General features: G+C 73.2%; 12 protein-coding genes and 3 pseudogenes. 5 read left to right on the top strand and 10 right to left on the bottom strand.

All coding sequences use genetic code 11. The features are described 5' to 3' along the window. Positions 1-2 precede the first annotated feature (2 nt). Positions 3-2,942, top strand: a complete 2,940-nt coding sequence (locus ACZ5VD_RS11465) for a hypothetical protein (protein ID WP_468549784.1) — start codon at positions 3-5, stop codon at positions 2,940-2,942. Positions 2,943-3,207: 265 nt separating this feature from the next. Here the strand turns inward: ACZ5VD_RS11465 and exaC are convergent, their stop codons facing one another. The 4 genes and pseudogenes from exaC to ACZ5VD_RS11445 all read right to left on the bottom strand — a co-directional run. Continuing rightward, positions 3,208-4,731, bottom strand: a complete 1,524-nt coding sequence (exaC, locus tag ACZ5VD_RS11460; RefSeq protein WP_468549783.1) for an acetaldehyde dehydrogenase ExaC — start codon at positions 4,729-4,731, stop codon at positions 3,208-3,210. Positions 4,732-4,862: 131 nt separating this feature from the next. Next, positions 4,863-6,176 (bottom strand): winged helix-turn-helix domain-containing protein, encoded by a 1,314-nt coding sequence (locus ACZ5VD_RS11455; RefSeq protein ID WP_468549782.1) that lies wholly within the window; start codon positions 6,174-6,176, stop codon positions 4,863-4,865. Positions 6,177-6,207: 31 nt separating this feature from the next. Then, positions 6,208-6,804, bottom strand: coding sequence for an N-acetylmuramoyl-L-alanine amidase (locus ACZ5VD_RS11450; protein WP_468682071.1), 597 nt, complete (start codon positions 6,802-6,804; stop codon positions 6,208-6,210). 57 nt (positions 6,805-6,861) lie between these two features. Then, a pseudogene (locus ACZ5VD_RS11445) lies at positions 6,862-7,083 on the bottom strand (acetamidase/formamidase family protein); the annotation flags it as partial. 281 nt (positions 7,084-7,364) lie between these two features. Here ACZ5VD_RS11445 and fxsT point away from each other — a divergent pair. After that, complete coding sequence (gene fxsT / locus ACZ5VD_RS11440; protein ID WP_468549780.1) at positions 7,365-9,710, top strand: FxSxx-COOH system tetratricopeptide repeat protein; 2,346 nt, start codon at positions 7,365-7,367, stop codon at positions 9,708-9,710. 44 nt (positions 9,711-9,754) lie between these two features. Here the strand turns inward: fxsT and ACZ5VD_RS11435 are convergent, their stop codons facing one another. Both ACZ5VD_RS11435 and xylB read right to left on the bottom strand, forming a co-directional pair. Further along, on the bottom strand, positions 9,755-10,975 hold the full coding sequence (locus ACZ5VD_RS11435; protein WP_468682069.1) for an ROK family protein: 1,221 nt from the start codon (positions 10,973-10,975) through the stop codon (positions 9,755-9,757). 36 nt (positions 10,976-11,011) lie between these two features. Then, the gene (xylB, locus tag ACZ5VD_RS11430; RefSeq protein ID WP_468682067.1) at positions 11,012-12,457 is read right to left on the bottom strand and encodes a xylulokinase; all 1,446 of its coding nucleotides are present in this window, start codon (positions 12,455-12,457) and stop codon (positions 11,012-11,014) included. A 116-nt stretch (positions 12,458-12,573) separates the two neighbouring features. On the opposite strand from xylB, the gene xylA reads away from it, so the two are divergent. Then, entirely contained in the window at positions 12,574-13,740 is a 1,167-nt protein-coding gene (gene xylA, locus ACZ5VD_RS11425; protein WP_468549777.1) for a xylose isomerase, read from the top strand. A 185-nt stretch (positions 13,741-13,925) separates the two neighbouring features. After that, a complete protein-coding gene (locus ACZ5VD_RS11420; protein ID WP_468682065.1) occupies positions 13,926-14,450 on the top strand; it encodes a hypothetical protein in 525 nt (174 codons plus the stop codon). 38 nt (positions 14,451-14,488) lie between these two features. Here ACZ5VD_RS11420 and ACZ5VD_RS11415 read toward each other — a convergent pair. The 3 genes and pseudogenes from ACZ5VD_RS11415 to ACZ5VD_RS11405 all read right to left on the bottom strand — a co-directional run. Beyond that, positions 14,489-15,328: pseudogene (locus tag ACZ5VD_RS11415) on the bottom strand (esterase-like activity of phytase family protein); the annotation flags it as partial. A gap of 32 nt (positions 15,329-15,360) precedes the next feature. Then, a complete protein-coding gene (locus tag ACZ5VD_RS11410; protein ID WP_468682063.1) occupies positions 15,361-16,626 on the bottom strand; it encodes an SWF or SNF family helicase in 1,266 nt (421 codons plus the stop codon). After that, positions 16,623-19,523, bottom strand: a complete 2,901-nt coding sequence (locus ACZ5VD_RS11405) for a DEAD/DEAH box helicase (RefSeq protein WP_468682061.1) — start codon at positions 19,521-19,523, stop codon at positions 16,623-16,625. Before ACZ5VD_RS11405 ends, ACZ5VD_RS11410 begins: the two co-directional genes overlap by 4 nt. A 249-nt stretch (positions 19,524-19,772) precedes the next feature. Between ACZ5VD_RS11405 and ACZ5VD_RS11400 the strand changes: the two are divergent. After that, positions 19,773-20,815, top strand: a pseudogene (locus tag ACZ5VD_RS11400) (fatty acid desaturase family protein); the annotation flags it as partial. A gap of 501 nt (positions 20,816-21,316) precedes the next feature. Here the strand turns inward: ACZ5VD_RS11400 and ACZ5VD_RS11395 are convergent. Further along, positions 21,317-22,222: a hypothetical protein gene (locus tag ACZ5VD_RS11395; protein ID WP_468682059.1), complete on the bottom strand. Its 906-nt coding sequence runs from the start codon at positions 22,220-22,222 to the stop codon at positions 21,317-21,319. Between the last annotated feature and the right edge of the window lie 33 nt (positions 22,223-22,255).

Here is a 22,255-nt window from a genome sequence, read left to right as displayed (position 1 = left end):
CGATGCCCACCACACCCCATCCCCAGAGCACCGACGAGCTGTTGCAGGCGCTCCAGGAGAACGACCGGCGCCCCTACGGCCGCACCCGCACCGTCACGGCCGAGGAACTCGTCGACGCCGCCGAGCAGTTCGCGGAGCCCGTGCCGCTCGTCCAGGCGCTCTTCGAACTCCAGGAGGCGTACACCTACGGCTCCGAACCCCGGAAGTCGCCCGTCGTCTTCGCCCGCCTGCTCACCCTCTTCGACGAGCAGCCCGACGTCTTCGACGAGCGCCTGCGCCACACACTGTTCTGGCGGTTCAAGTGGGTGGCCAGCGCGCTGCTCGCGCTGCCCGAGATACCGCTGACCAGCCTGCGCCAGTGGCTCACGGAGATGCGCGACCGGTACGAGAAGGCCGACCTCGGCCTCCAGCCCTACTACGGACAGGCGTACCGGCTCGCCGCCCATGTCGGCGAGGACACCACCCTCGCCTACGAGCTGTGGGCGGGCCGCACCCGCACCCGGCTCAGCGACTGCGAAGCCTGCGAGATCTGCGAGCGCGCCCTGTACCACCTCGCGGCGGGCGACGACGAGCGGGCGCTGCGCGCCTGGGAGCCCGTCCTGGACGGGAAGGAATCCTGCCAGGAGGAGCCGGCCCGCTCCGTCTCGTACGCGCTGCTGCCCCTGCTGCGCACCGGCCGCACCGACCGGGCCCGCGCCCTGCACCTCACCGGCTACCGCGCCTGCCGCCGCAACGCGTCGATGTCCCAGGAGGTCGGCCGGCACCTGGAGTTCTGCGCACTGACCGGCAACGAGGCACGCGGCCTGGAACTGCTCGCCGAGAACCGGAACCTGTTCGACGAGGTCGACTCGCCGCTGGACCTGCTCGGTTTCCTCACCGGTGTGGAGGGACTCCTCCAGCGCGTCGAGTTCCTCGGCCACGGCGAACTGCCCGCCGCCGGGTACGCGGGCCGTACCTGGACGGTGGCCGGCCTGCGCGCCGAGGTGAGGAACCGTGCCGACGACCTCGCCGCCCGCTTCGACGCCCGCAACGGAACCACGGCCCACACCGACCGCCGCCGGGCCCGCCTCGACCGTGCCCCGCTCCTTGAGTCGCTGGACCTGACCCTGCGCACCCGCAGCCTCGACGAGGTGGCCCCGGCCGCGCCGGGTGCCGCGCCCGCCGCCCGTACGACCGCCGTCGTCCCCGACTCGCTACCCGAACTCATCCTGAACGCGAGGGCGTTGGAGGACCAGGGGCATCCGGACGCATCGGCCTGCTGGGCGCGACTGCGGACGCTCGTCGCCGCCCGTGACTACACCCACCCCGACGACCCGGCCGTCGGCCCGCTCGCACGACTGCGCGCGGACCTGCTGGCCGACGAGGCCAACCGGGCGGGCCAGAAGGACGAGTTCGCCGACGCCGCCGACCTCCACGAGGACGCCGCGGCCCTGTACGAGGACGCCGGAGCGCCGGGTCACGCGGCGCTCGCCCGCGCCGGCGCGCTGCTCGCCACCGCCGAGGTCCCCGTGCCGGGCACAGCGGGAGCGGAGGCGAGGGCCGCCGCGCTGAGCGCCGCCCACGCCTCCATGGTCCGTCTGCACGAGGAGACCCCCGGTCTGCCTCCCCACCAGGAGGCCCGCCTGCTGCGCTTGAGGGCGACCACCCTCGGTCTGCTCCTGCAGACCACGGGCAGCGAGGAGGACGTAGCGCCGGCCTTCGCCGAGGTGGACCTGCTGCACGCGTTCGCCGTCCGGCACGACGTCGTCGCGCAGATCTCCGGCGCCCTGCTGCTGCGGTCCAGCACCCACGCCATCTCCGGCGACCTGCCCGCCGCGGTCACCGAGATCGACGCCCTCCTCGACCGGCTCAAGGCGCACGGCCCCGCCTGGCACCTGCCCCGCACGCTCGGCCTGCGCGGCCGGTTCCAGCTCGGCCTGCGGGACGCCCAGGCCGCCTACGCGGACCTCACCGAGGGCCTGCGGCTGGCCGCCGACTGGCCGGCCGACGCGGTCGACACCACCCGCCTCCACGGTGTCCTGGCTGAGGTCTGCATGCGTCTGGGCCGCGGGGACGAGGCACTGCGACACCTGACGCGCTCGGCGGAGGTGGACCTGCGCCGCGGCAGCCGGACGGACGCGTTCTGCACCTACAGCAACGCGGCCCAGCTCAGCCTCGACCTCGGCCGCGTCGAGGACTGCATCGCCCTGCTCGACTCCCTGCTGGCCGAGCCGGACGTCGCCGCCGGAGAGGTGGACGACCGGCTCGTGGCCCAACTGCGCCTGACCCGCGCCCGCGCGCTGCACGCGGGGGAGGACCTCAAGGCGGCCACGGCGGAGTACGTCGCCCTCGCCGCGGAGTCGGCCGGCTGGGACGACGACCCCGGGAGCCACGCCATGATCGCCGGGGAGACCGCCGTACTCCTCGGCGAGTCCGGCGAGTTCGGGCGGGCCCGCGAAGTCGCGGACCAGGCACTCGCCGCCCATGCCCGGGCCCCGCGCTACGAGCAGCTCAGCAACTGTCTGCGGGATCTCGCCCGCCTTCAGGCCCAACAACAGGGCCCCGACGGCCTGGCCGACGCGCTCGCCTTCCTCGCCGACGCGGGCCGGATCGCCGACGAGGCGCGTACCGCCGAGTACGAGGCGCAGGGCCGTGCCCTGGACACGGCCCTGGCCTACGAACACGGGCGGGTCAACGCCTACGCCGGCGAGTACGAGGAGGCCCTGACCGCACTGGAGAAGGCCCTCGCCCTGCTCGGCGAGCCGGGACGGGAGGACGACCGCGTCGGCGAGTGGACCGAGTGCGTCCGCCTCGCGGGCGCCGTGGAGGGCCTCTACCTGGAACGCCCCGCCCCCGCCCTCACCCGCCTCGACGCGGCGATCGCCCATCTGACCGCCCTGGGCCACACCGAGGAGACCGAGCCGCTGACCTCCCTGGCGGCCCGACTGCGCGACGAGGAGTGACGTGACGATGCCGGGGCGGCGACGGTCCGCCCCGGCAGGACGTGTGAGAGGCGTTCCCTCGCAGTGCGGGCGCCTCTGTGTCGTTCACGCCAGGAGTGCGCCGCGCAAGGGGAGTTGGGCGGCACCGACAGGGCGGTGAGGGTACGGAAACCTCGCGAACGGCCGGGTCGGCGCTCGAACACCGCCGCACGACCCTGGCCGGAGCAGGGCGAACGCAAGGCGCCTGACGGACGAGAGTCCGGGCCAGGCGCCTTGCGCGGGGCTTCTAGAAGAAGCCCAGTTTCTTCGGCGAGTACGACACGAGGAGGTTTTTCGTCTGCTGGTAGTGGTCCAGCATCATCTTGTGGTTCTCCCGGCCGATCCCGGACTGCTTGTAGCCGCCGAACGCCGCGTGTGCCGGGTAGGCGTGGTAGCAGTTCGTCCAGACCCGGCCCGCCTGGATCGCCCGGCCCGCGCGGTACGCCGTGTTGATGTCCCGCGTCCACACGCCCGCGCCGAGGCCGTACAGCGTGTCGTTGGCGGTTTTGATCGCGTCGTCGAAGTCGTCGAAGGACGTCACCGAGACGACCGGACCGAAGATCTCCTCCTGGAAGATCCGCATCCGGTTGTCACCCTCGAAGATCGTCGGCTGGACGTAGTAGCCGCCCTTCAACTCGCCGTCGTACTCGACGCGTTCGCCGCCGGTGAGCACCCTGGCGCCCTCCTGCCGACCGATGTCCAGGTAGGAGAGGATCTTCTCCAGCTGGTCGTTGGACGCCTGTGCGCCGATCATCGTGTCCGTGTCGAGAGGATGGCCCGGCTTGATCAGCTCGGTGCGGGCGACGGCCGCCTCCATGAACTCGGCGTAGTGGCCGCGCTGGATCAGGGCCCTCGACGGGCACGTGCACACCTCGCCCTGGTTGAGGGCGAACATCGTGAAGCCTTCGAGCGCCTTGTCCCGGAAGTCGTCGTTCTGCGCCCAGACGTCGTCGAAGAAGATGTTGGGCGACTTGCCGCCGAGTTCGAGGGTGACCGGCTTGATGTTCTCCGAGGCGTACTGCATGATCAGCCGCCCCGTCGTGGTCTCGCCGGTGAACGCCACCTTCGCCACCCGCGCACTGGACGCGAGCGGCTTGCCCGCCTCCGCGCCGAAGCCGTTGACGATGTTCACCACCCCCGCCGGCAGCAGGTCCGCGATCAGGCTCATCCAGTAGTGGATGGACGCCGGGGTCTGCTCGGCCGGCTTGATCACGACGGCGTTGCCCGCCGCGAGGGCCGGCGCGAGCTTCCAGACCGCCATCAGGAGGGGGAAGTTCCACGGGATGATCTGCGCGACGACGCCGAGCGGTTCGTGGAAGTGGTACGCCACCGTGTCGTCGTCGACCTCGCCGAGCGAACCCTCCTGCGCGCGGATCGCGCCCGCGAAGTAGCGGAAGTGGTCGATGGCCAGGGGGATGTCGGCCGCGAGGGTCTCTCGTACCGGCTTGCCGTTCTCCCAACTCTCCGCCACCGCCAGGGGTTCGAGGTGGGCCTCCATACGGTCGGCGATCTTCAGCAGGATGTCGGAGCGCTCGGTCACCGACGTGCGGCCCCACGCGGGTGCCGCCGCGTGCGCCGCGTCCAGGGCCCGTTCCACGTCCGCCGCGGTGCCGCGGGCCACCTCCGTGAACGGCTGCCCGTTCACCGGCGACGGGTTCTCGAAGTACTGTCCGCGGGCCGGCGGCACGTACTCGCCGCCGATGAAGTGGTCGTAGCGCGCCTGGTAGGAGACGATCGCGCCCTCGGTGCCGGGCGCCGTGTAACGGGTCATGCTGGTCGGCCTCCTTCAGAAGCGCTGCCCGCCGTTGGTCAGCTCTCCGCGCGAGGCTAGGGAGCGGGAGGTTGCACGGACGTTGCGTGAGCGGCCGGCCGCCCGGCACGGGCTGATTCGAGGGGCCTCGGTCAGTGCCCCGGCGGACGCGACCAGCCCGCCGGGGCCGCCAGCTCCGACTCCAGCCCGGCCAGCCGGGTCCGGATCGTCGCCGTCGGCCGTACCGCGGCGAGCGCCCGCCATACGTCGATGTCGTCCTCGCCCCATGGCGTGTGCGCCCAGTCCGCCAGCAGGTCGGGATCGCGCCGGGCGATCAGCGCCGTCCGCAGACCGTCGGCCAGCCGGCGCCTGAGGCGGACCACCGAGGGGGCCTGGGAGCCCGGCAGCAGCGGACCGGTGTACGCGGTGGCGGCCGCCGTGACCGCCCCGGTGTCCAGCCGCCGCTCCACGACGGCGACATCGGACTCGACGGGGACGGCGAGCCGGTACGGCCGGGACACGAGCAGACCCGGGCCGAGCAACCGGCGCATCCGGGCCAGTTCGGCGCGCAGCGTCACCGGCGTCACCGACTCGTCCTCGTACAGCGCGCACAGCAGCTCGTCGCCGGTCAGCCCCTCCGGATGGCGGGCCAGCAGCACGAGGATCTCGCTGTGCCGGCGGCTGAGCCTGATCCGGCGGCCACCGGCGTGCAACTGCGCCTCATCGCGGCCCAGCGCGGTCAGCCGCACCGTGCCGCCGGCGGGCCCCTCGGGTGTGAGCAGCGCCAGATGGGACTCGGCGGCCCGCGCCACGGCCTGGACGAACCCCAGGCTGTGCGGGTGCGCGAGCCCGTCGCCGCCGGTGATGTCCACGGCGCCGAGGACCCGCCCGGAGCGCGGGTCGTGCACCGGTGCCGCCGCGCACGTCCAGGGCTGTACCCGTCGGATGAAGTGCTCGGCGGCGAACACCTGCACCGGCCGGTCGAGGGCGACCGCCGTACCCGGCGCGTTCGTCCCGACCGATGTCTCCGCCCACCGCGCACCCGGCACGAAGTTCATCCGCCCCGCCCGGGCACGCGTGGCCGGATGGCCCTCCACCCACAGCAGTTTGCCGTGCGCGTCGCACACCGCGAGCAGGTGCTCGCCGTCGGAGGCGAAGGTGCCCAGTAGCTCACGGAAGAGCGGCATCACCCGCGCCAACGGGTGCTCGGCACGATAGGAACCGAGGTCCCCGTCCATGAGATCCACACTCGCGGTGCCGTCCGGGCCGACCCCGGCCCGCGCGGAACGCCGCCACGAGTCGGCCACCACCGACCGCACCGGCCGCGGCACCCTGCCCACCTCGGTGAACGTCTCATGGGCGCGTCGCAGCATCCGTGCGTGCTCGGCGGGGTCGGCCCCCGGCTCAAGGGCCACCCACGGATCGGTCAACTCGGCCTCCCCGGAAAGTGATGCGCTGAGGGACATCGTCACTCCGGGTACGCACACGGACAACCGTTCAGGCGAAGTCGACCAGTCTCATGTAGCGCGTCCAGTCCCAGTGCGGACCGGGATCCGTGTGGTCGGTACCCGGCACCTCGTGGTGCCCGACGATGTGCGCACGGTCCTTCGGGATGCCGTACCTCGCGCAGACCGCCGCCGTCAGCCTCGCGGACTCCTCGTACAACGCGTCGGTGAAGTAGGCGGGCCGGTCCACCCAGCCCTCGTGCTCGATGCCGACGCCGCGCGTGTTGGAGGACCAGTTCCCCGCGTGCCAGGCGATGTCGGCCTCGCGGACGCACTGCGCGATGTGCCCGTCGGACGACCGGACGACGTAGTGCGCGGACACCTTCTTCCGCGGGTTCTGGAAGATGGCCAGCGTCCGGGCGTACGTCTCCTGCGTGACGTGGATGATCACGCGGTCGACGGGATGGGTGCGGGGGCGGCCGGCCACCGTGTAGTTCGAGGCGGCCGCCGGCTGCCACTCGGCGCCGGGGAAGTCGACCTGCGCCCCCGCCCCGGCCCGGGCCTCGGGCAGCGACGCGTAGGGGACGACGGCGAGGGCCGCGCCTTTCAGCAACCGGCGCCTGTCGAGGAGTGGTCTCGCGCGTTCCATGAACGAAGTGCCTTTCCACGGTGGAGCACTGCAGGGGGTGGCGGGGAGGAGCTGCGCTCAGCCTCGCAGTAGCGCCGCCGTCTCCCGCAGCCGTGCGTGCACGCCCCGGTGTGTCTCCCACTGCGGCAGCCAGTGTTTGCGGAGCTTGGCCACGCAGGTGTAGTTGGTGTCGCACACGTTGGCGACCGGTGACTCCACGGCCTGGGTCGCGAACTGGTAGGCGTCCAGCTCACCGAACCCGTAGTCCCGCACCAGCCACCGCACCAGGTCGAGCGCGGACCGTGCCGGGCGCGATCCGCGCCACCGGCGGCGCCCCGCCGAACGTCCAGGCGTACTCGCCCGGTTCGGGACGCACGGTCAGGATCCGGGGGTCGTTCATCGCTGTGGCGACTCCGCTCTGTGGAGGTCCGGCCCAGGACCGGTCGGGTCCGGATCACGGTACGACGTCGACGGACCGGGCAGAAGGACGTGCCGGCCGAGTCCGGTTTCGAGGTAAGGGGGGTGTGGGGGCGCATCGCGGCTCTAACCTCGGGTGGGGAACGGCGCGTTGGGGGTACGGGGTGACAGCTGACGGGGGAGTCGCCGGCGCGGGCGCCGAGGAGACCGCCGGCGGGCCGAGGCTGTTCGTCAGCCACGCGGGCGCGGATCGCGCGTGGGCGGAATGGGTGGCCTGGCAACTGGAGGACGCCGGGTGGACGGTCGAGTTGGACTGCTGGGACTGGTCGGCGGGAGACAACTTCGTCCTGAGGATGGAGGCCGCGCTCGCGCGGGGGCGGATGGTGGCGCTGTTCTCGGCCGCCTACTTCGACCCGGAGCGCTTCACGACCGTGGAGTGGACCGCCGTGGTCGCGGCCAGGGAGAAAATGGTCCCGGTCCGGATCGACGGGGCCTCGGTGCCGTCGGTACTGGGCCCGTTGATCGCGCCGTCGCTGGTCGGACTGGAGGCGACACAGGCGCGCCGGGTGATCCTGGAAGCTGTCACCGGGCCACGGCGGCCGGACGGGGAGCCGGAGTTCCCGGGTCCGCACGGCGACCGGCGGGCGACGCGGAACGGCGCGGTCGGGCCCCGGCTGCCGGGCAGCCTGCCGCGCCTGTGGAACCTGCCCCGCCGCAACACCGGCTTCACCGGCCGCGACGGTCTGCTGGTGGTGTTGCGGGAGGCGTTGACGGCGGACGCGCGGGTCGCGGTGCGGGCGTTGCGCGGGCGCGGCGGCGTCGGCAAGACCCAGCTCGCGATCGAGTACGGCCACCGGTTCGCGGGGGAGTACGAGTTGGCGTGGTGGGTGCGCGCGGAGGAACCCGCGCTGATCGGCGACCAACTCGCGGCGCTCGCGGTGAAGGCCGGGGTCGCCGAGCCGGACACGTCGGTGGAGGGCGCCGTGGAGGCGTTGGGGGAACTGCTGCGCACGAGCGGACGATGGCTCCTCGTCTTCGACAACGCCGAGGATCCGGCGGCGCTGGACGCGTACCTCCCGGAAGGCGCGGGCCACGTGGTCATCACGTCACGCAATCCGCACTGGCAGGACCGGGCGGTCAGGATGGAGGTCGACACCTTCGCGCGCGCCGAGTCGGTCGCACTCCTGCGGACCCGGGTTCCGGGGCTGACCGAGGAGGACGCCGACGGCCTGGCCGAGTTGCTGGAGGATCTGCCGCTGGCGTTGGCGCAGGCGGCGGCGCTGCTCGCGGACGGTCTGACGGTACGGCAGTACCGGCGGCTGTGGGAGACGAGCGTCGCCGAGGTCCTCGACCAAGGACGGCCGGCCCACTACCCGGTGTCCCTGGCGGCACAGATCCGGCTCAGCACGCAGAAGCTGGCCGAGGCGAATCCGGCCGCCGTGGTGGTGCTGCGGGCGTGCGCGCTGCTGGCTCCGGAGCCGTTTCCGCTGCATGTGTGCGAGGGCGGCGTGGAGGACGTGGAGTACTCCTCATCGGAGTTGGCGGAGCTGCTCGACGATCCGTTGAAGGCGCGTGCCGCGCTCCGTGCGCTGGCTCAACACGCCCTGGCGCGCGTGCAGGACGGCACGGTGCAACTCCACCGGCTCACGCAGACGGTAGTGCGGGCCCAACTCGACGAGGCCGAGCACGCGGAGGCCACGAGGTCGGCGGAGACACTGCTGGCGGCGGGGTTCCCAGGGGATCCGTCGGACCCGGCCACCTGGTCACGATGGCCGGACATGCTGCCCCACCTGCTCGCCGTGGACCCGTCGGAGCTGTCGACGCAGAGCGGCCGGCTGGCAGCCGGAAACGCCTGCTGGTACATCCTCGACCGTGGCGGCGCGGCCGTGGCCCTGCAGCGGCTGGAGGAACTGCAGCAGGCATGGACGGACCTGCTGGGCCCCGACCACGAGGACACCCACGCCGCGACGGTCGCTCTGGCGCGTGCGTGCGCCGATGTCGGGCAGCGAGCCCGCGCGCGGGAACTCGGCGAGCAGGTGTTGGAGCGACAGCGGCGCCTGCTGGGTGTCGACCATCCGTTCACCCTGCTGACGGCGTCGAATCTCGTCATCGATCTCGCGAGCCTCGGCGAAGGGGAGGCGTCGCGGGCGTTGGCCGAGGACACCCTGGCGCGGCAGCGGCGGGTGTTGGGCATGGATCACCCCAGCACGCTGACCACGGCGAGGAGCCTGGCGGTCCGTCTGGCCGCGTTGGGGGAGATGGAGGCTGCGCGGGCGTTGGGTGAGGACACGTTGGCGCGGCAGCGGCGGGTGTTGGGCAGGGACTACCCCAGCACGCTGGGCACGGCGCACAACCTGGCCATCGATCTGCTGGTGCTGCGGGAGGTGAAGGCCGCGCGGGCGTTGGCCGAGGACACCCTGGAGCGGCGGCGGCGCGTGCTGGGCCACGACCACCCGGACACCCTCCGCTCGGCTGCGCTGCTCATGCGATTCGTCGAGGACGACGACTGAAACGCCCCCCGATGGCCGTCGCGCGCAAGTGCCCCCTCACCCCCTCACCCCCTCCCCGCCACCCCCGCCGGATCATCCAGAACCCCCCGCACCACCCAGTGCGCAGCCCCCAACAGCGGCCCCTCCGAGCCGAGTCGGGACACGGACACCGGGCACGCCGGCCCCGCCGTACGCCGGGCCAGTTCCTCCCGGAGGGACGGCAGGAGCCAGGGGGCGAGGCCCGCCAGGGTGCCGCCGAGGACGATCGAGTGGGGGTCGAGCAGGTTCACCGCGCCGGTCAGCGCGATACCGAGGGCGGTGCCCGCCTCGCGCAGGGCTCGCCGTACGTCCTCGTCCCCGGCCGCCGCGCGCCCGGCGAGCAGGCCGACGCGGTCCTCGCCCGGTTCCAGGCCGGCCGCCCGCAGAACGGCTTCCTCACCGGCGTACTGCTCCAGGCAGCCGCGTCCGCCGCACGCGCAGGCGGGGCCGTCCGGGTGGACCGGGAGGTGCCCCAACTCGCCCGCGAAGCCGCGGGTTCCGCGCAGGAGGTGGCCGTCCACGACGACCGCCGCGCCGATGCCGATCTCGGCGGACACGTGCAGGAAGTCGCGGGGGGTGCCATCCCCGAGCCACAGCTCGGCCAGGCCGCCGAAGTTGGCCTCGTTGTCGACGGTCAGCGGAAGATCGGTGAGCGGCGGGAGGTCCGTGGACAGCAGCGCGCCGAGGTCGATGTCGTGCCAGTCGAGGTTCGGGGCGCGTACGACGGTCCGGGCGTCGCGGGCCACGAGACCGGGCACCGCCACCGCGAGCCCCGCCGGCCACAGGCCCTCGGCCTCGGCGACGACCTGGTGGATCAGGGCGGCGAGTTCCTCGATCACCGGCCCGGGGGAGCGGCCGCGGTTCGTGCCGTGTCGTACGGCGCGCGCCCGTACCTCCCCGCGCAGGTCGACGGCGCAGACCGCGAGGTGGTCCACGCCGACCTCCGCACCGATCCCGGCCGGGCCGTGTCCGCTGACCGCGAGCGCCGAGCCGGGCCGGCCCACCCGGCCGGGCCGCTCCGGGCCCAGCTCCTCCAGCAGGCCGGAGCGTATGAGCTCGTCCACGAGGGTCGAGACCGCCGCACGGGTCAGACCGATGCGGGACGCCACCGCGGCCCGGGAAAGAGGCCCCTCGGCCTTGACCGTGTGCATCACCCGGGCCAGGTTGCGGCGGCGCATGCCCTGCTGGGTGTCGGGCAGCGCGCGCCCGGGACCGGCCGGGTGAGCCTCGTGCAGCGGTGCGGTCATGCCTCCGTCCGTCCCCAGTCCGTCCTCAGTCGGTTTTCAGCGCCTGTCCGTGGCGCGCTCCAGCAGCGGCGCCGCGTCGGAGATTACCCCGGCGATCCTGGCCAGCGCCGCGTCGTCCCGTTCCACGGCGTCCAGGACGGGACCTGCGGCCGTGTTCCAGCGTCGGGCGACCGCGGCCGGGTCCTCGCCGGTCAGCAGGCCGGCCGCCTGGGCCGCGGCACCGAGCGCGACCAGCTCCGCGGCCTCGGGCACCTGGACCGGTCGCCCCGAGAGCCGCCGTACGGTGTTCTGCCAGGCCGTGCCGCGGGCACCGCCGCCGATCAGCAGCAGCGGGGTCGAGCGGTCCGCGTCCTCGTCGAGGACCAGGTCGAGCGCGCCGAGCAGCGAGTGCACGGCGCCGTCGTACGCGGCCTGCAGGAGCTGACCGCCGGTCGTGTCGTGGCGCAGCCCGTGCAGCAGCCCCGACGCGTTCGGCAGCGAGGGCGTGCGCTCGCCGTCCAGATAGGGCAGGAGGGTGACCGCGGTGGCCGGTTCGACGGCCTCGCGGTCAAGGCCCAGCAGGGTCGCGACGCGGTCCACGGCGAGGGTGCAGTTCAGGGTGCAGGCCAGTGGCAGCCAGTCGCCGTGGGCGTCGGCGAAGCCCGCCACGGTGCCGGTCGGGTCGGCGGGGCGGCGCTTCGACACCGCGTAGACCGTGCCCGAGGTGCCGAGGCTCATCACCGGCGTACCGGGAAGCAGGCCCAGGCCCAGCGCGGCGGCCGCGTTGTCACCGGTGCCCGGCGCGACGAGGGTGCCCTTGGAGAACGGCAGGTCGTGGCCGTCGCGCACCGTGCCCGCCACCTCGCCGGGCCGGACCACCCGGGGCAGCAGGGCCGGGTCGAGCCCCACGTGGGCGAGGATCTCCGCGTCGTAGGACTCCGTGCCCGACGCCCACCAGCCGGTCCCCGAGACGTCGCCGCGGTCCGTGGTGCCCTGGCCGGTGAGGCGCTCGGTGAGGTAGTCGTGCGGGAGGCGTACGGCCTTGGTCGCCCGGACGGCGTCCGGCTCGTGCTCGGCCAGCCACGCCCACTTCGTCACCGTGAAGGAGGCGGCCGGTACGGAGCCGGTGCGCTCCGCCCAGAACTTCGCGCCGCCCAGTTCCTCGGTCAGCCGCCGGGCCTGCGGCGCCGAGCGCACGTCGTTCCACAGCAGGGCCGGGCGCACCGGCTCGCCCTCCCCGTCCAGCGTGACCAGGCCGTGCTGCTGGCCGCCGATCGACACCGCGGCCGCCTCCCGCGCCGCGTCGCCGCACTGGCCCAGGGCCTCGCACAGCGCGTCCCACCACTGCCGCGGATCGCTCTCGCGGCCCGCCCCCGAGGACACGGTGTGCGGGGCCTGGCCGCTCGCGACGACCCTGCCGGTCGCCACGTCGACGACCAGTGCCTTCGTGGACTGCGTGGACGTGTCCACGCCGACGACGAGCGGACCCTCGGCTGCTGACATCGGGCTCTCCCTAAGTTTTTCCGCGGCTCTGCAAGGTCTGTCTTCCCAGAGATGCGTTCGCATACTAATTTGTAAACGGCCATGACGAATAGTCTCAGCACGCAAGGAGCCGCGGCATGAACTACCAGCCCACCCCCGATGACAGGTTCACCTTCGGCCTGTGGACCGTCGGCTGGCAGGGAAGGGACCCGTTCGGCGACGCCACGCGGCGTGCCCTGGACCCGGTCGAGACGGTGCAGCGCCTGTCCGAGCTCGGCGCCCACGGTGTCACCTTCCACGACGACGACCTGATCCCCTTCGGATCCTCGGACACCGAGCGCGAGGGGCACATCAAGCGCTTCCGCGAGGCGCTGGACGCGACCGGCATGAAGGTGCCGATGGCCACCACCAACCTCTTCACGCATCCCGTCTTCAAGGACGGCGCGTTCACCGCCAACGACCGTGACGTGCGTCGTTACGCCCTGCGCAAGACGATCCGCAACATCGACCTGGCGGCCGAGCTCGGCGCCGAGACCTACGTCGCCTGGGGCGGTCGTGAGGGTGCCGAGTCCGGCGGCGCCAAGGACGTACGGGTCGCCCTCGACCGCATGAAGGAGGCCTTCGACCTCCTCGGCGAGTACGTGACCGAGCAGGGCTACGACCTGAAGTTCGCGATCGAGCCCAAGCCGAACGAGCCCCGCGGCGACATCCTGCTGCCCACCGTCGGCCACGCCCTGGCGTTCATTGAGCGCCTGGAGCGTCCGGAGCTGTACGGCGTCAACCCTGAGGTCGGGCACGAGCAGATGGCGGGCCTCAACTTCCCGCACGGCATCGCCCAGGCCCTGTGGGCCGGCAAGCTCTTCCACATCGACCTCAACGGCCAGTCCGGCATCAAGTACGACCAGGACCTGCGCTTCGGCGCCGGCGACCTGCGCGCCGCCTTCTGGCTGGTCGACCTCCTGGAGACGGCCGGCTACGCGGGTCCCAAGCACTTCGACTTCAAGCCGCCGCGGACCGAGGACCTCGACGGCGTCTGGGCGTCGGCGGCGGGCTGCATGCGCAACTACCTCATCCTCAAGGACCGTGCGGCCGCCTTCCGCGCGGACCCGGAGGTCCAGGCGGCGCTGCGCGCCTCACGTCTGGACGAGCTGGCGCAGCCCACCGCGGCCGACGGCCTGAAGTCCCTCCTCGCCGACCGTGGCGCGTTCGAGGACTTCGACGTGGAGTCGGCCGCCGCGCGCGGGATGGCCTTCGAGCAGCTCGACCAGCTGGCGATGGACCACCTGCTGGGCGCGCGCGGCTGAACGCAGGCACGCGCGCGTGCCGCCGGTGTTCCGGGTGAGCCGAGCTTGCGAGCCGGCTGAGGGCTCGGGGCACCGCGGCGACCCCTGCGTGGAATGTGCCGGAATCATGCGGTCCACGGCATGAGGCCGTATCAACGTCCGCGCGGGGGTCGCGCCATGACCGTTCCGAGGGGACTCTGGACGGTATGGCCATGCCGCCCGTACCGCCTCAGCCGCCCGGGCCGCCGGGTGACACGCCGCCTCCGGGCGACGGTTTCGGACCGCCTCCTGATGACTTCGGCCACCACGGACCGACCCCCTACGGCAGTTCGCCGCCGTACGGCAGCTCCTCGCACGGTGATTTCTCGGCGACCCGGCCGATGGCACCGACCGGTGCACCGGGTGGGCCCTCAGGCGGCCCGGGAAAACGCCGGAACCTGCTCTTCGCCGTCCTGGCCGTGATCGTGACCGCCGTGGCCGTAGCGGCGATCTTCCTCATGGCGTCGGGCAACGACGACTCGCCGGACGAGAAGTCGCCCCCCGAGAGCAGCGCGAGCCGCTCCGCCTCGCCGTCCTTCAGTCTGCCGACCGAGCTGCCCAGCGACTTGCCCAGCAACCTGCCTACCGCGCTGCCGTCCGATTTCCCCACCGAGCTGCCGAGCGACTTCCCGAGCGATCTCCCGAGCGACCTGGAGTCGCTGATCCCGTCCCTCGGCGACGTGCTTCCGTAGTCGCGTCCGACCCGCGCGCCGTACGGTGTTCTGCCCGGTCAGACACCGTGTGGCAGCCGCACGTACGTCACCGTGGTCTCCACCCCGCTGTCGACCAGCCGTCCCTGTGCGTCGAACGCGTCCGCGCCGTCCGTCATCCCGAAGTCGTTGTCGTTGACGAGAGCGAGCGTGTCGCGGTCCACGCGCGCGATGCCTTCGATCTTCCCGGGCACCCCGGAGACCGCCCCCAGGTCGACGACCAGCCGCTTGGCGAGCACCGGGACCCCCGAGGCCGCCGGGTCGGCGAGCTGCTCCAGAGACGGTGCCGTGGTGTCGTCGTCCCACCTGCCGCCCAGGATGTCCGACTCGCGGTCCAGGCGCACGAGCTGGAGCCGCGCCGCCTTGTCGGTGCGCTCCTCGACCAGCAGCCGGTCCCCGCCCACGGCGACCACCGAGGAGATCTTCAGCTCCGAGGTGTCGTCCTCGCCCGGATCCACCACGTTCACCGGGTCGAAGCGGTAGGCGAACTCGGCGGTGACGGCCTTCTTCTTCGGCGAGAACCGCAGCAGCCGGGTGGTGCGGGAGGCCTCTGCGGCATCGGTGTCCGGCAGGGACAGCGGGCTCTGCACGGCCAGCACCAGGTCCCCGCCCGGCAGTTGGGCGAGCCCTTCGAAGCCACGGTTGATCTTGCGGTGCAGCAGGACCGACGGCAGCGCCTCCACCACCGGGTAGTCCGCCCCGGTGAGACGCAGCCCCTCGGGCACGTACCGCGTGAGCACCTTCCCGCGCGCGGAGACGTGGACGAGCGAGGGCGCGTACTCGTCCACGAGCCGGAAACTCCCGTCCCCGGCCCGCACGATGCCCTCGGTGTCCAGGTCGTTCGGGTCGTACGACAGGGGAGGTCGGCGTCTCGTCCGCGGCGTTCCCTCCGCTAAGGCGTTGCCTCCGCGACCGAGGCCAGTGCGGTCGCGGGATCGTGGGCCGCCCCACCCGCCGGCACCCAGCGACCGCTCTCCTTGCGGTACGGCCACCAACGACCGTCCCGGCCCAGTCGCACCTGGTGGGACGCGCCCACGACGGTCCACCGGTTGGACGTCGCGCGCAGCGTCGGCCGCTCGTCCTCGTCCCAGGCGGAGTCCAGGGCGGCACGCGCGCGTGCGAGCGTCTCGCCCTCCACCGTCCACTCCTCCTCGTACACCGCCAGCGCGGCCGTGCCACCGTGCCGCCAGGCACGCACCGCCAGGGCCAGCTGGTCCCTGCTGCGTCCCGACCCGTCGGCGAGCCGCTCCAGCACGGCACGCGCGGGGCCGCCCGCGGCCAGCCGGACGGCGTCCTGAGCCGGCGTCAACTCGACGACTGTGGGCTCGGCTCCGCCCGCGTCAGGACCGGCCCGCAGAGCCTCGGCGAGCAGCCGGTGGGCCTCCACGGCCGTCCGGGCGGCCAGGAACTCCACAGCCGCCGGTTCGACGCCGGCGGCGGGCGGCGCCTCGGCGTCCAGGGCCGGCGGCATCCCGGGCGCCGCGGGGAGTTCGGGCAGCGCGGGCAGCGGTGGAAGGACGTCCCCGCCCGCGTACGCCTCCGCGGCATCCACGCCCGCCGGTTCGACGGCCTCCACCGCGGGCGCCGCGCCACGCTCCTGGAGGGCGTCGAGCAGGGCGCGTTCGGCGCGGCCCCGCATCAGGAGCAGCACGAAGGGGTCCTGGTCCAGCAACCGTGCCACCTGGTGGCACAGGGCCACGGTGTGCCCGCAGTGGTCCCAGGCCTCGCAGTCGCACTCCGGTTCCAGATCGCCCATGCCCGGCAGCAGTTCGATGCCGGCCGCCGCCGCGTCCTCGACCAGGTGCGGCGGCATGTCACGGTCCAGTAGGGCCGCCACGTGTCCGGCCCGCTCGACGGCCATGCCGAGGAAGCGGTCCCACTGCTCGTCCGTCAGCGCCGTCAGCAGGACGTCGGCCCGGTGAGCTGTGCCGTCGCCGTCCATGACGAGCGCCGTGATGCGCCCCGGGCGTACCGACACCGCGCCGACCGCTCCCGCGCGCGCGAGCCTGCGGCCCGTCTTCACCTGGAAGGAGTCCAGCGCCGCGTCCTCCAGTGCCTTCAGCCAGGCCCGCCCCCACCACGTCTGTGCGAAGCCCCGCCCGTGCGCGGGAGGCAGCGCGGCGAACGTACGCTCCGTGTCACCCTCGTACGCGTTCATCGTGCGCCCCCTCGCAGTTCGACCAGGTCGGCCAGTGCCGCGTCCGTGAGTTCCGTGAGCGCCGCCTCGCCCGCGCCGAGCACCGCGTCGGCCAACTCCTGCTTGCGGCCGAGCATGTCGGCGATACGGTCCTCGATGGTCCCCTCCGTGATCAGCCTGTGCACCTGGACGGGCCGGGTCTGGCCGATCCGGTACGCGCGGTCGGTGGCCTGCGCCTCGACGGCGGGGTTCCACCAGCGGTCGTAGTGCACGACGTGTTCGGCCCGGGTGAGGTTCAGCCCCGTGCCCGCCGCCTTCAACGACAGCAGGAAGACGGGGACTTCGCCGTCCTGGAAGCGCCGCACCATCGCCTCCCGTGCGGGCACGGGCGTTCCGCCGTACAGGAACTGGGAGGGCGTGCCGCGTGCCGTCAGATGCCGCTCGATGATGCGGGCCATCTGCACGTACTGCGTGAAGACGAGGACGCTCGCCCCCCCGGAGAGGATGGTGTCGAGGAGTTCGTCCAGCAGCTCCAGCTTCCCGGAGCGGCCCGCGATCGTCGGCCGTTCCTCCTTGAGGAACTGCGCCGGGTGGTTGCAGATCTGCTTCAGGCCGGTCAGCAGCTTCACGATCAGACCGCGCCGGGCCATGTCGTCGGCGCCGGAGATCTCCGCGAGGGTCTCGCGCACCACCGCCTCGTACAGGCCCGCCTGCTCCCGGGTGAGCGACACGGCACGGTCGGTCTCGGTCTTCGGCGGCAGTTCCGGGGCGATCCCCGGATCCGACTTGCGGCGGCGCAGCAGGAAGGGCCGCACGAGCCGGGCGAGCCGCTCCGCGGCGGCCGGGTCCTGACGCTCCTCGACGGGTTGGGCGTAGCGCGTGCGGAACGTGCCGAGCCGGCCCAGCAGACCCGGGGTGGTCCAGTCGAGGATCGCCCACAGCTCCGAGAGGTTGTTCTCCACCGGCGTGCCGGTGAGCGCCACCCGCGCGCGGGCGCCGATCGAACGCAGTTCCCGGGCCGTCGCCGAGTACGGGTTCTTCACGTGCTGGGCCTCGTCCGCCACGACCATGCCCCACGCCACCTCGCCGAGCCGGCGTGCGTCCAGGCGCATCGTGCCGTACGTCGTGAGGACGAACCCCCCGTCGGCCAGATCGTCCAGCGAGCGGTGCGACCCGTGGAAGCGGCGCACGGGCGTGCCGGGGGCGAACCGCTCGATCTCACGCTGCCAGTTGCCCATGAGGGACGTCGGGCACACCACGAGCGTGGGACCGGCGGACGCGGGGTCGCTCTGCCGGTGCAGATGCAGGGCGATCAGGGTGATGGTCTTGCCGAGCCCCATGTCGTCGGCCAGACAGCAGCCCAGGCCCAGGGACGTCGTCCGGGCCAGCCAGCTCAGGCCCCGCCTCTGGTAGTCGCGCAGCGTGGCGGCGAGGGCGGCCGGCTGCGCGACCGGCTCCTGCGCCTCGGGGTCCGCGAGGCGCTCCCGCAGGGCCGTCAGCCAGCCCGTGGTCTGGACGTCGACCCGGTGGCCGTCGACCTCCGTCGAGCCCGTCAGCGCGGCGCTCAGCGCGTCGATGGGCGTCACCTTGCCGTCCTGCCGGGCGCGGGCGCGGCGCACTTCCTCGGGGTCCACCAGGACCCACTGGTCGCGCAGCCGCACGACGGGCCGGTCGGCTTCGGCGAGTCGGTCCAGTTCCTCGCGGGTGAGCCGCCGGTCGCCCACCGCGAACCGCCAGTCGAAGGCGAGCAGGGCGTCGGCGGACAGGAACGACGGGGTGTCCGCGGAGACCTTGAGGGGCCCCGCCGCCTCGTCCGGCGGACCGACGACCGCGCGGGCGGTCAGCCTGCGGGCCAGCCCCTTGGGCCAGTGCACCTCGACTCCGGCACCCGAGAGGCTGCGGGCGCCCTCTCCGAGGAGTTCGGACACCTCGTCGTCGGCCAGTTCGACGGCGTCCGGCACGGACGCCGCGAGCAGCGGTGCGAGGGGCGGCCAGGCGCGGGCCGCGCGGCGCAGCGCGAGCAGGGCGTCCATCCGCGCGCGGGGACCGAACGCCCCGTCCGCCGAGCCGGTGCCCGTCCACACCTCGACGGCGTCCGCGACGCGCGTCGGATCGCTCACGCTGTGCACCTGCAGCACGGCCCGGAAGGGCAGCACCGCGTCGTCGTCCCGAGCCTCGGCCAGGCCGGGCACCTCGACCCGCAGCGAGAGCCGTACGCCCGCGTCGTGGCCCGCGGCGACGTCCGCGGCCCACGCGCGCTGCTCGGGCAGGTACTGCGGTTCCGGCACCGCGTAGGCGGGGCCACCGGTCACCAGGGGGGCCGCCGGGGAGCGGGGCAGGGTGTCCGCGACCGCGTCCAGGAAGGCCCGCAGCAGTCGCTCCGGGTCGGGCAGCCGCAGGGGCCCGGTGCTGTCCGGGGGCCCCGCGTCGTCGAGCGGCCCGGTGCCCGACAGGGGCACGGCGTGCGCCTCGGGAGGCATCGAGGCGGCGAGCCGGCGGACGTGTTCGGCATCGGCCGCCCCCAGGGGGCCCGTTCGCCAGGCGTCCCGGTCACGCGGGGAGAGACCGGGCAGCAGCAGACCGCGTGCCGCGAACCGCAGGGCCAGCAGGGCCGCCGCACCCCAGAACGCGGGCGCCCGGTGCGCGTGTTCGTCGGCACGCGCGCGGGTGAGCACCCGCAAGGCGTCCCGCACGGGCAGCAGGACGGCCGGCACACTCACCCGCTCGACACCACCGGCGCCGGGCAGCGCGACGGTCAGGTTCTCGCAGGACCCCGCCCGGACGGCGGGAGGGACCTCGCCGTCGGGCCGCCAGAAGGCGACACTGCCGGTGCGCGCCGGGTCGCCCGGCACGAACACGGCGCAACAGCGGGCCAGTTCGGAGATCTCGGACGAGGATGCCGGGAAAGTCCTCTGCACAGGGATGCCGTATTCCTCAAACTTGACTACTGGGGGTCGAATCGCCGAGGGTACAACACACGGGTGGCGCACCCGGCCCGCCCGCACGGTGACTTGGGCCACTTCCGAGAGGGGGTGTCGTCAGCCCCCCTGCTCGTGCGGTGTCGGCCCCAGGGCGTACACGGGGGGTCGCCTCATGGTCGCCGCGGGTCACGGTTCCGTACGTTCTCTCAGGTCAGCCTGTTTCTTGAGAGAGCCCGGAGTCCGGACATGACCCCAACCGTCACCGTCGACGCCGATCCCGGGGGACCGCCCGCCTCCTCCTCGGGAGGCAGCGAGTTCACCCCCTCCTGCGCACCGTCAGAAGCCGGGGCCTCCTGGAACGCCGTCACGGCTGGTACGCGCGGGTCATCGCCCTCAACGCGCTGGCTCTCATCGGTGTCATCACCGGCATCACCCTCACCGGTGGCTCCTGGTGGGTACTGCTTCTCGCGCCGCCGCTCGCGGTGTTCTCGGCGCGCACGGCCTTCATAGGCCACGACGCCGGTCACGCACAGATCACCGGCGACAAGGCGGCCTCCCGGCTCATCGGCCTGGTCCATGCCAACCTGCTGTTGGGAATGAGCTACTCCTGGTGGAACCGCAAGCACAACCGCCACCACGCCCACCCCAACCACATCGACAAGGACCCCGACGTCGTCGCCGACGTCCTCGTCTTCACCGGCGGGCAGGCGGCGGTCCGGACGGGCTTCAGACGCTGGCTCACCCGCAACCAGGCCTGGCTGTTCTTCCCGCTCACCCTCCTCGAAGGCGTGGCCCTGAAGATCCAGGCATTCCGGGACCTGCGCCGCCAGTCGCCCGCGGAGCGGTCCGTGGAGGCCGCGCTGCTCGTGACCCATGTCATCGGGTACGCGTCGCTGCTGCTGATCTCCATGTCCCCCGGCAAGGCGCTCGCGTTCGCGGCCCTCCACCAGGCGCTGCTCGGCCTGCACCTGGGGCTGTCCTTCGCGCCCAACCACAAGGGCATGGAGATGCCGGACCCGGGCGGTGAGCCGTGGGGCCATCTGCGCCGGCAGGTACTCACCTCGCGCAACGTCCGCGGCGGGCCGGTGACCGACTGGTTCCTCGGCGGACTCAACCACCAGATCGAGCACCACCTCTTCCCGAGCATGCCGCGCCCCCATCTCGGGCTTGCCCGGCCACTGGTGCGCGCACACTGTCAGGAGTTGGGTATCCCCTATGCGGAGACCGGGCTCGTCGACTCCTACCGACAGGCCCTGCGCCACCTGCACGAGGTGGGGGAGCCCCTGCGCCCGGACCAGGGACACATCGGGGACGTCTCAGGGGCGTCTCAGGGTCGGGATCCGGAACTGTGGGAGGCGCGGACCCGTTTTTCTGGACAGAGAGCGGCACTGGCCGCGGAGGAGGCGACACACATGTCGAAGCAAGCCAAGATCGCCGCAGGAGGTGTGGCGGTCGGGCTCATCCTGTGGATCTGGCTGCCCTGGTGGGCCGCGCTCCTGATCGTCCTGGGAGTCCCGGCCGCCGCGTACCTCGCGCTGGACCCGTCGCAGCGACGCAGGCTGCGCCGTGTCGGCCGCAAGGAGCTCGGCCGCTGACGCCCCGCCGGGCAGACCCGGCAGATCATCCGGTGCGCGACAGCCGACCGCGTCCCGCGGTGTCCAGGGGCCGGCCGGATGACCGCACGCGGGCCTGCCGACGGCACGGCCCGCGTGGCGGCGGGTGTCCGGTGCGGCGGGAGGTCCGGTGGCGCCGTCGGCGGGGCCGGAGCGCGCGTCGCCGTCCCGACGGACTCAGAGGGGGCGTACGGCCATCTTGTCGAGTGCTTCCAGCAGACCCGGCAGCTCCGGGCCCCGGCCCACCGGCAGGACCTCACCCGGCTCGTCGTCCAGCAGGACGAACGCGATGTCGTCGGTCCTGGCCACGAGTGACCAGCCGGGCCCGTCGGCCCGCAGGGTCCGCGCGTCTCCCGGGGCGAAGGACGACCGCACCCGCCCGAGCGGCGGCGGTGCGTCCACGTAGGCGCGGGCCTCCGCCAGGACACGCCGGATGCCGCCGTGCCCCTTGCTCTCGTCCTTCTCGGCTTCCTCCGCGCGGTCGGGGGCCTCGACGGCCTCGACGGCCTCGACCGCCCCGCCCTCGTCCGTCGTTTCTGGGTCTGTCGTCTCCGAGGTCTCGCCGTTCGGGCTAGGGAAGGCCGCGTCGTCGATCTGCTCGCGCCACATCGCCCACTGGAGCGCGATCTCGTCGGCGCCCAGCCGCCGTTGGGCCGCCCCCCAGACGGTGGTGTCCGGCGGTGCCAACGGGGGGTGGTGGTCCGTGACGTCGGGGTCCGGATCGTGCGGCGCGGGCACGCCGGGAGCCGCGACGGCGACCGCAAGCGGCCAGCCGGGAAGCGCGGCGACGACCGTGCGCTCGTCGGGTGACAGGTCGTACTCCATGCCGCAGTCCCAGGACGCGATGGCGACGGCGACCAGCGACACGTCGTCGATGGCGACCGTCCACCGGGCACCCTCGCCGTCCTGTCCGAGCACCAGCCCGTACCCGTCGGCCAGCGGTGCCAGACCGAGCGCCGCACAGGCCTCCGGATAGTCGTCGCCCAGCACGCTCGGGAACTTCGCCGGCGTCAGCAGCACCGCCGTCAGCACATAGAGCGCGTCGTCCGCGGCGGCGACGGTGCCCTCGTCCGTCCCGGCCATCCCAGCCTCCCCATCGGTTCGTCCATCGGCGCG

Source organism: Streptomyces sp. NPDC032822 (assembly GCF_055578825.1).
Note: the sequence above shows the minus strand (reverse complement) of the source record. Positions and strands in the feature narration are given on the sequence as shown.

What these genes read in the sequence shown, in the direction of transcription:
- ACZ5VD_RS11435 (WP_468682069.1), bottom strand. Translation starts at nt 10,975, where the DNA reads ATGACCGCACCGCTGCACGAGGCTCACCCGGCCGGTCCCGGGCGCGCG.
- ACZ5VD_RS11455 (WP_468549782.1), bottom strand. Translation starts at nt 6,176, where the DNA reads ATGTCCCTCAGCGCATCACTTTCCGGGGAGGCCGAGTTGACCGATCCG.
- ACZ5VD_RS11410 (WP_468682063.1), bottom strand. Translation starts at nt 16,626, where the DNA reads ATGAACGCGTACGAGGGTGACACGGAGCGTACGTTCGCCGCGCTGCCT.
- exaC (WP_468549783.1), bottom strand. Translation starts at nt 4,731, where the DNA reads ATGACCCGTTACACGGCGCCCGGCACCGAGGGCGCGATCGTCTCCTAC.
- ACZ5VD_RS11395 (WP_468682059.1), bottom strand. Translation starts at nt 22,222, where the DNA reads ATGGCCGGGACGGACGAGGGCACCGTCGCCGCCGCGGACGACGCGCTC.
- ACZ5VD_RS11465 (WP_468549784.1), top strand. Translation starts at nt 3, where the DNA reads ATGCCCACCACACCCCATCCCCAGAGCACCGACGAGCTGTTGCAGGCG.
- ACZ5VD_RS11450 (WP_468682071.1), bottom strand. Translation starts at nt 6,804, where the DNA reads ATGGAACGCGCGAGACCACTCCTCGACAGGCGCCGGTTGCTGAAAGGC.
- xylA (WP_468549777.1), top strand. Translation starts at nt 12,574, where the DNA reads ATGAACTACCAGCCCACCCCCGATGACAGGTTCACCTTCGGCCTGTGG.
- xylB (WP_468682067.1), bottom strand. Translation starts at nt 12,457, where the DNA reads ATGTCAGCAGCCGAGGGTCCGCTCGTCGTCGGCGTGGACACGTCCACG.
- ACZ5VD_RS11420 (WP_468682065.1), top strand. Translation starts at nt 13,926, where the DNA reads ATGGCCATGCCGCCCGTACCGCCTCAGCCGCCCGGGCCGCCGGGTGAC.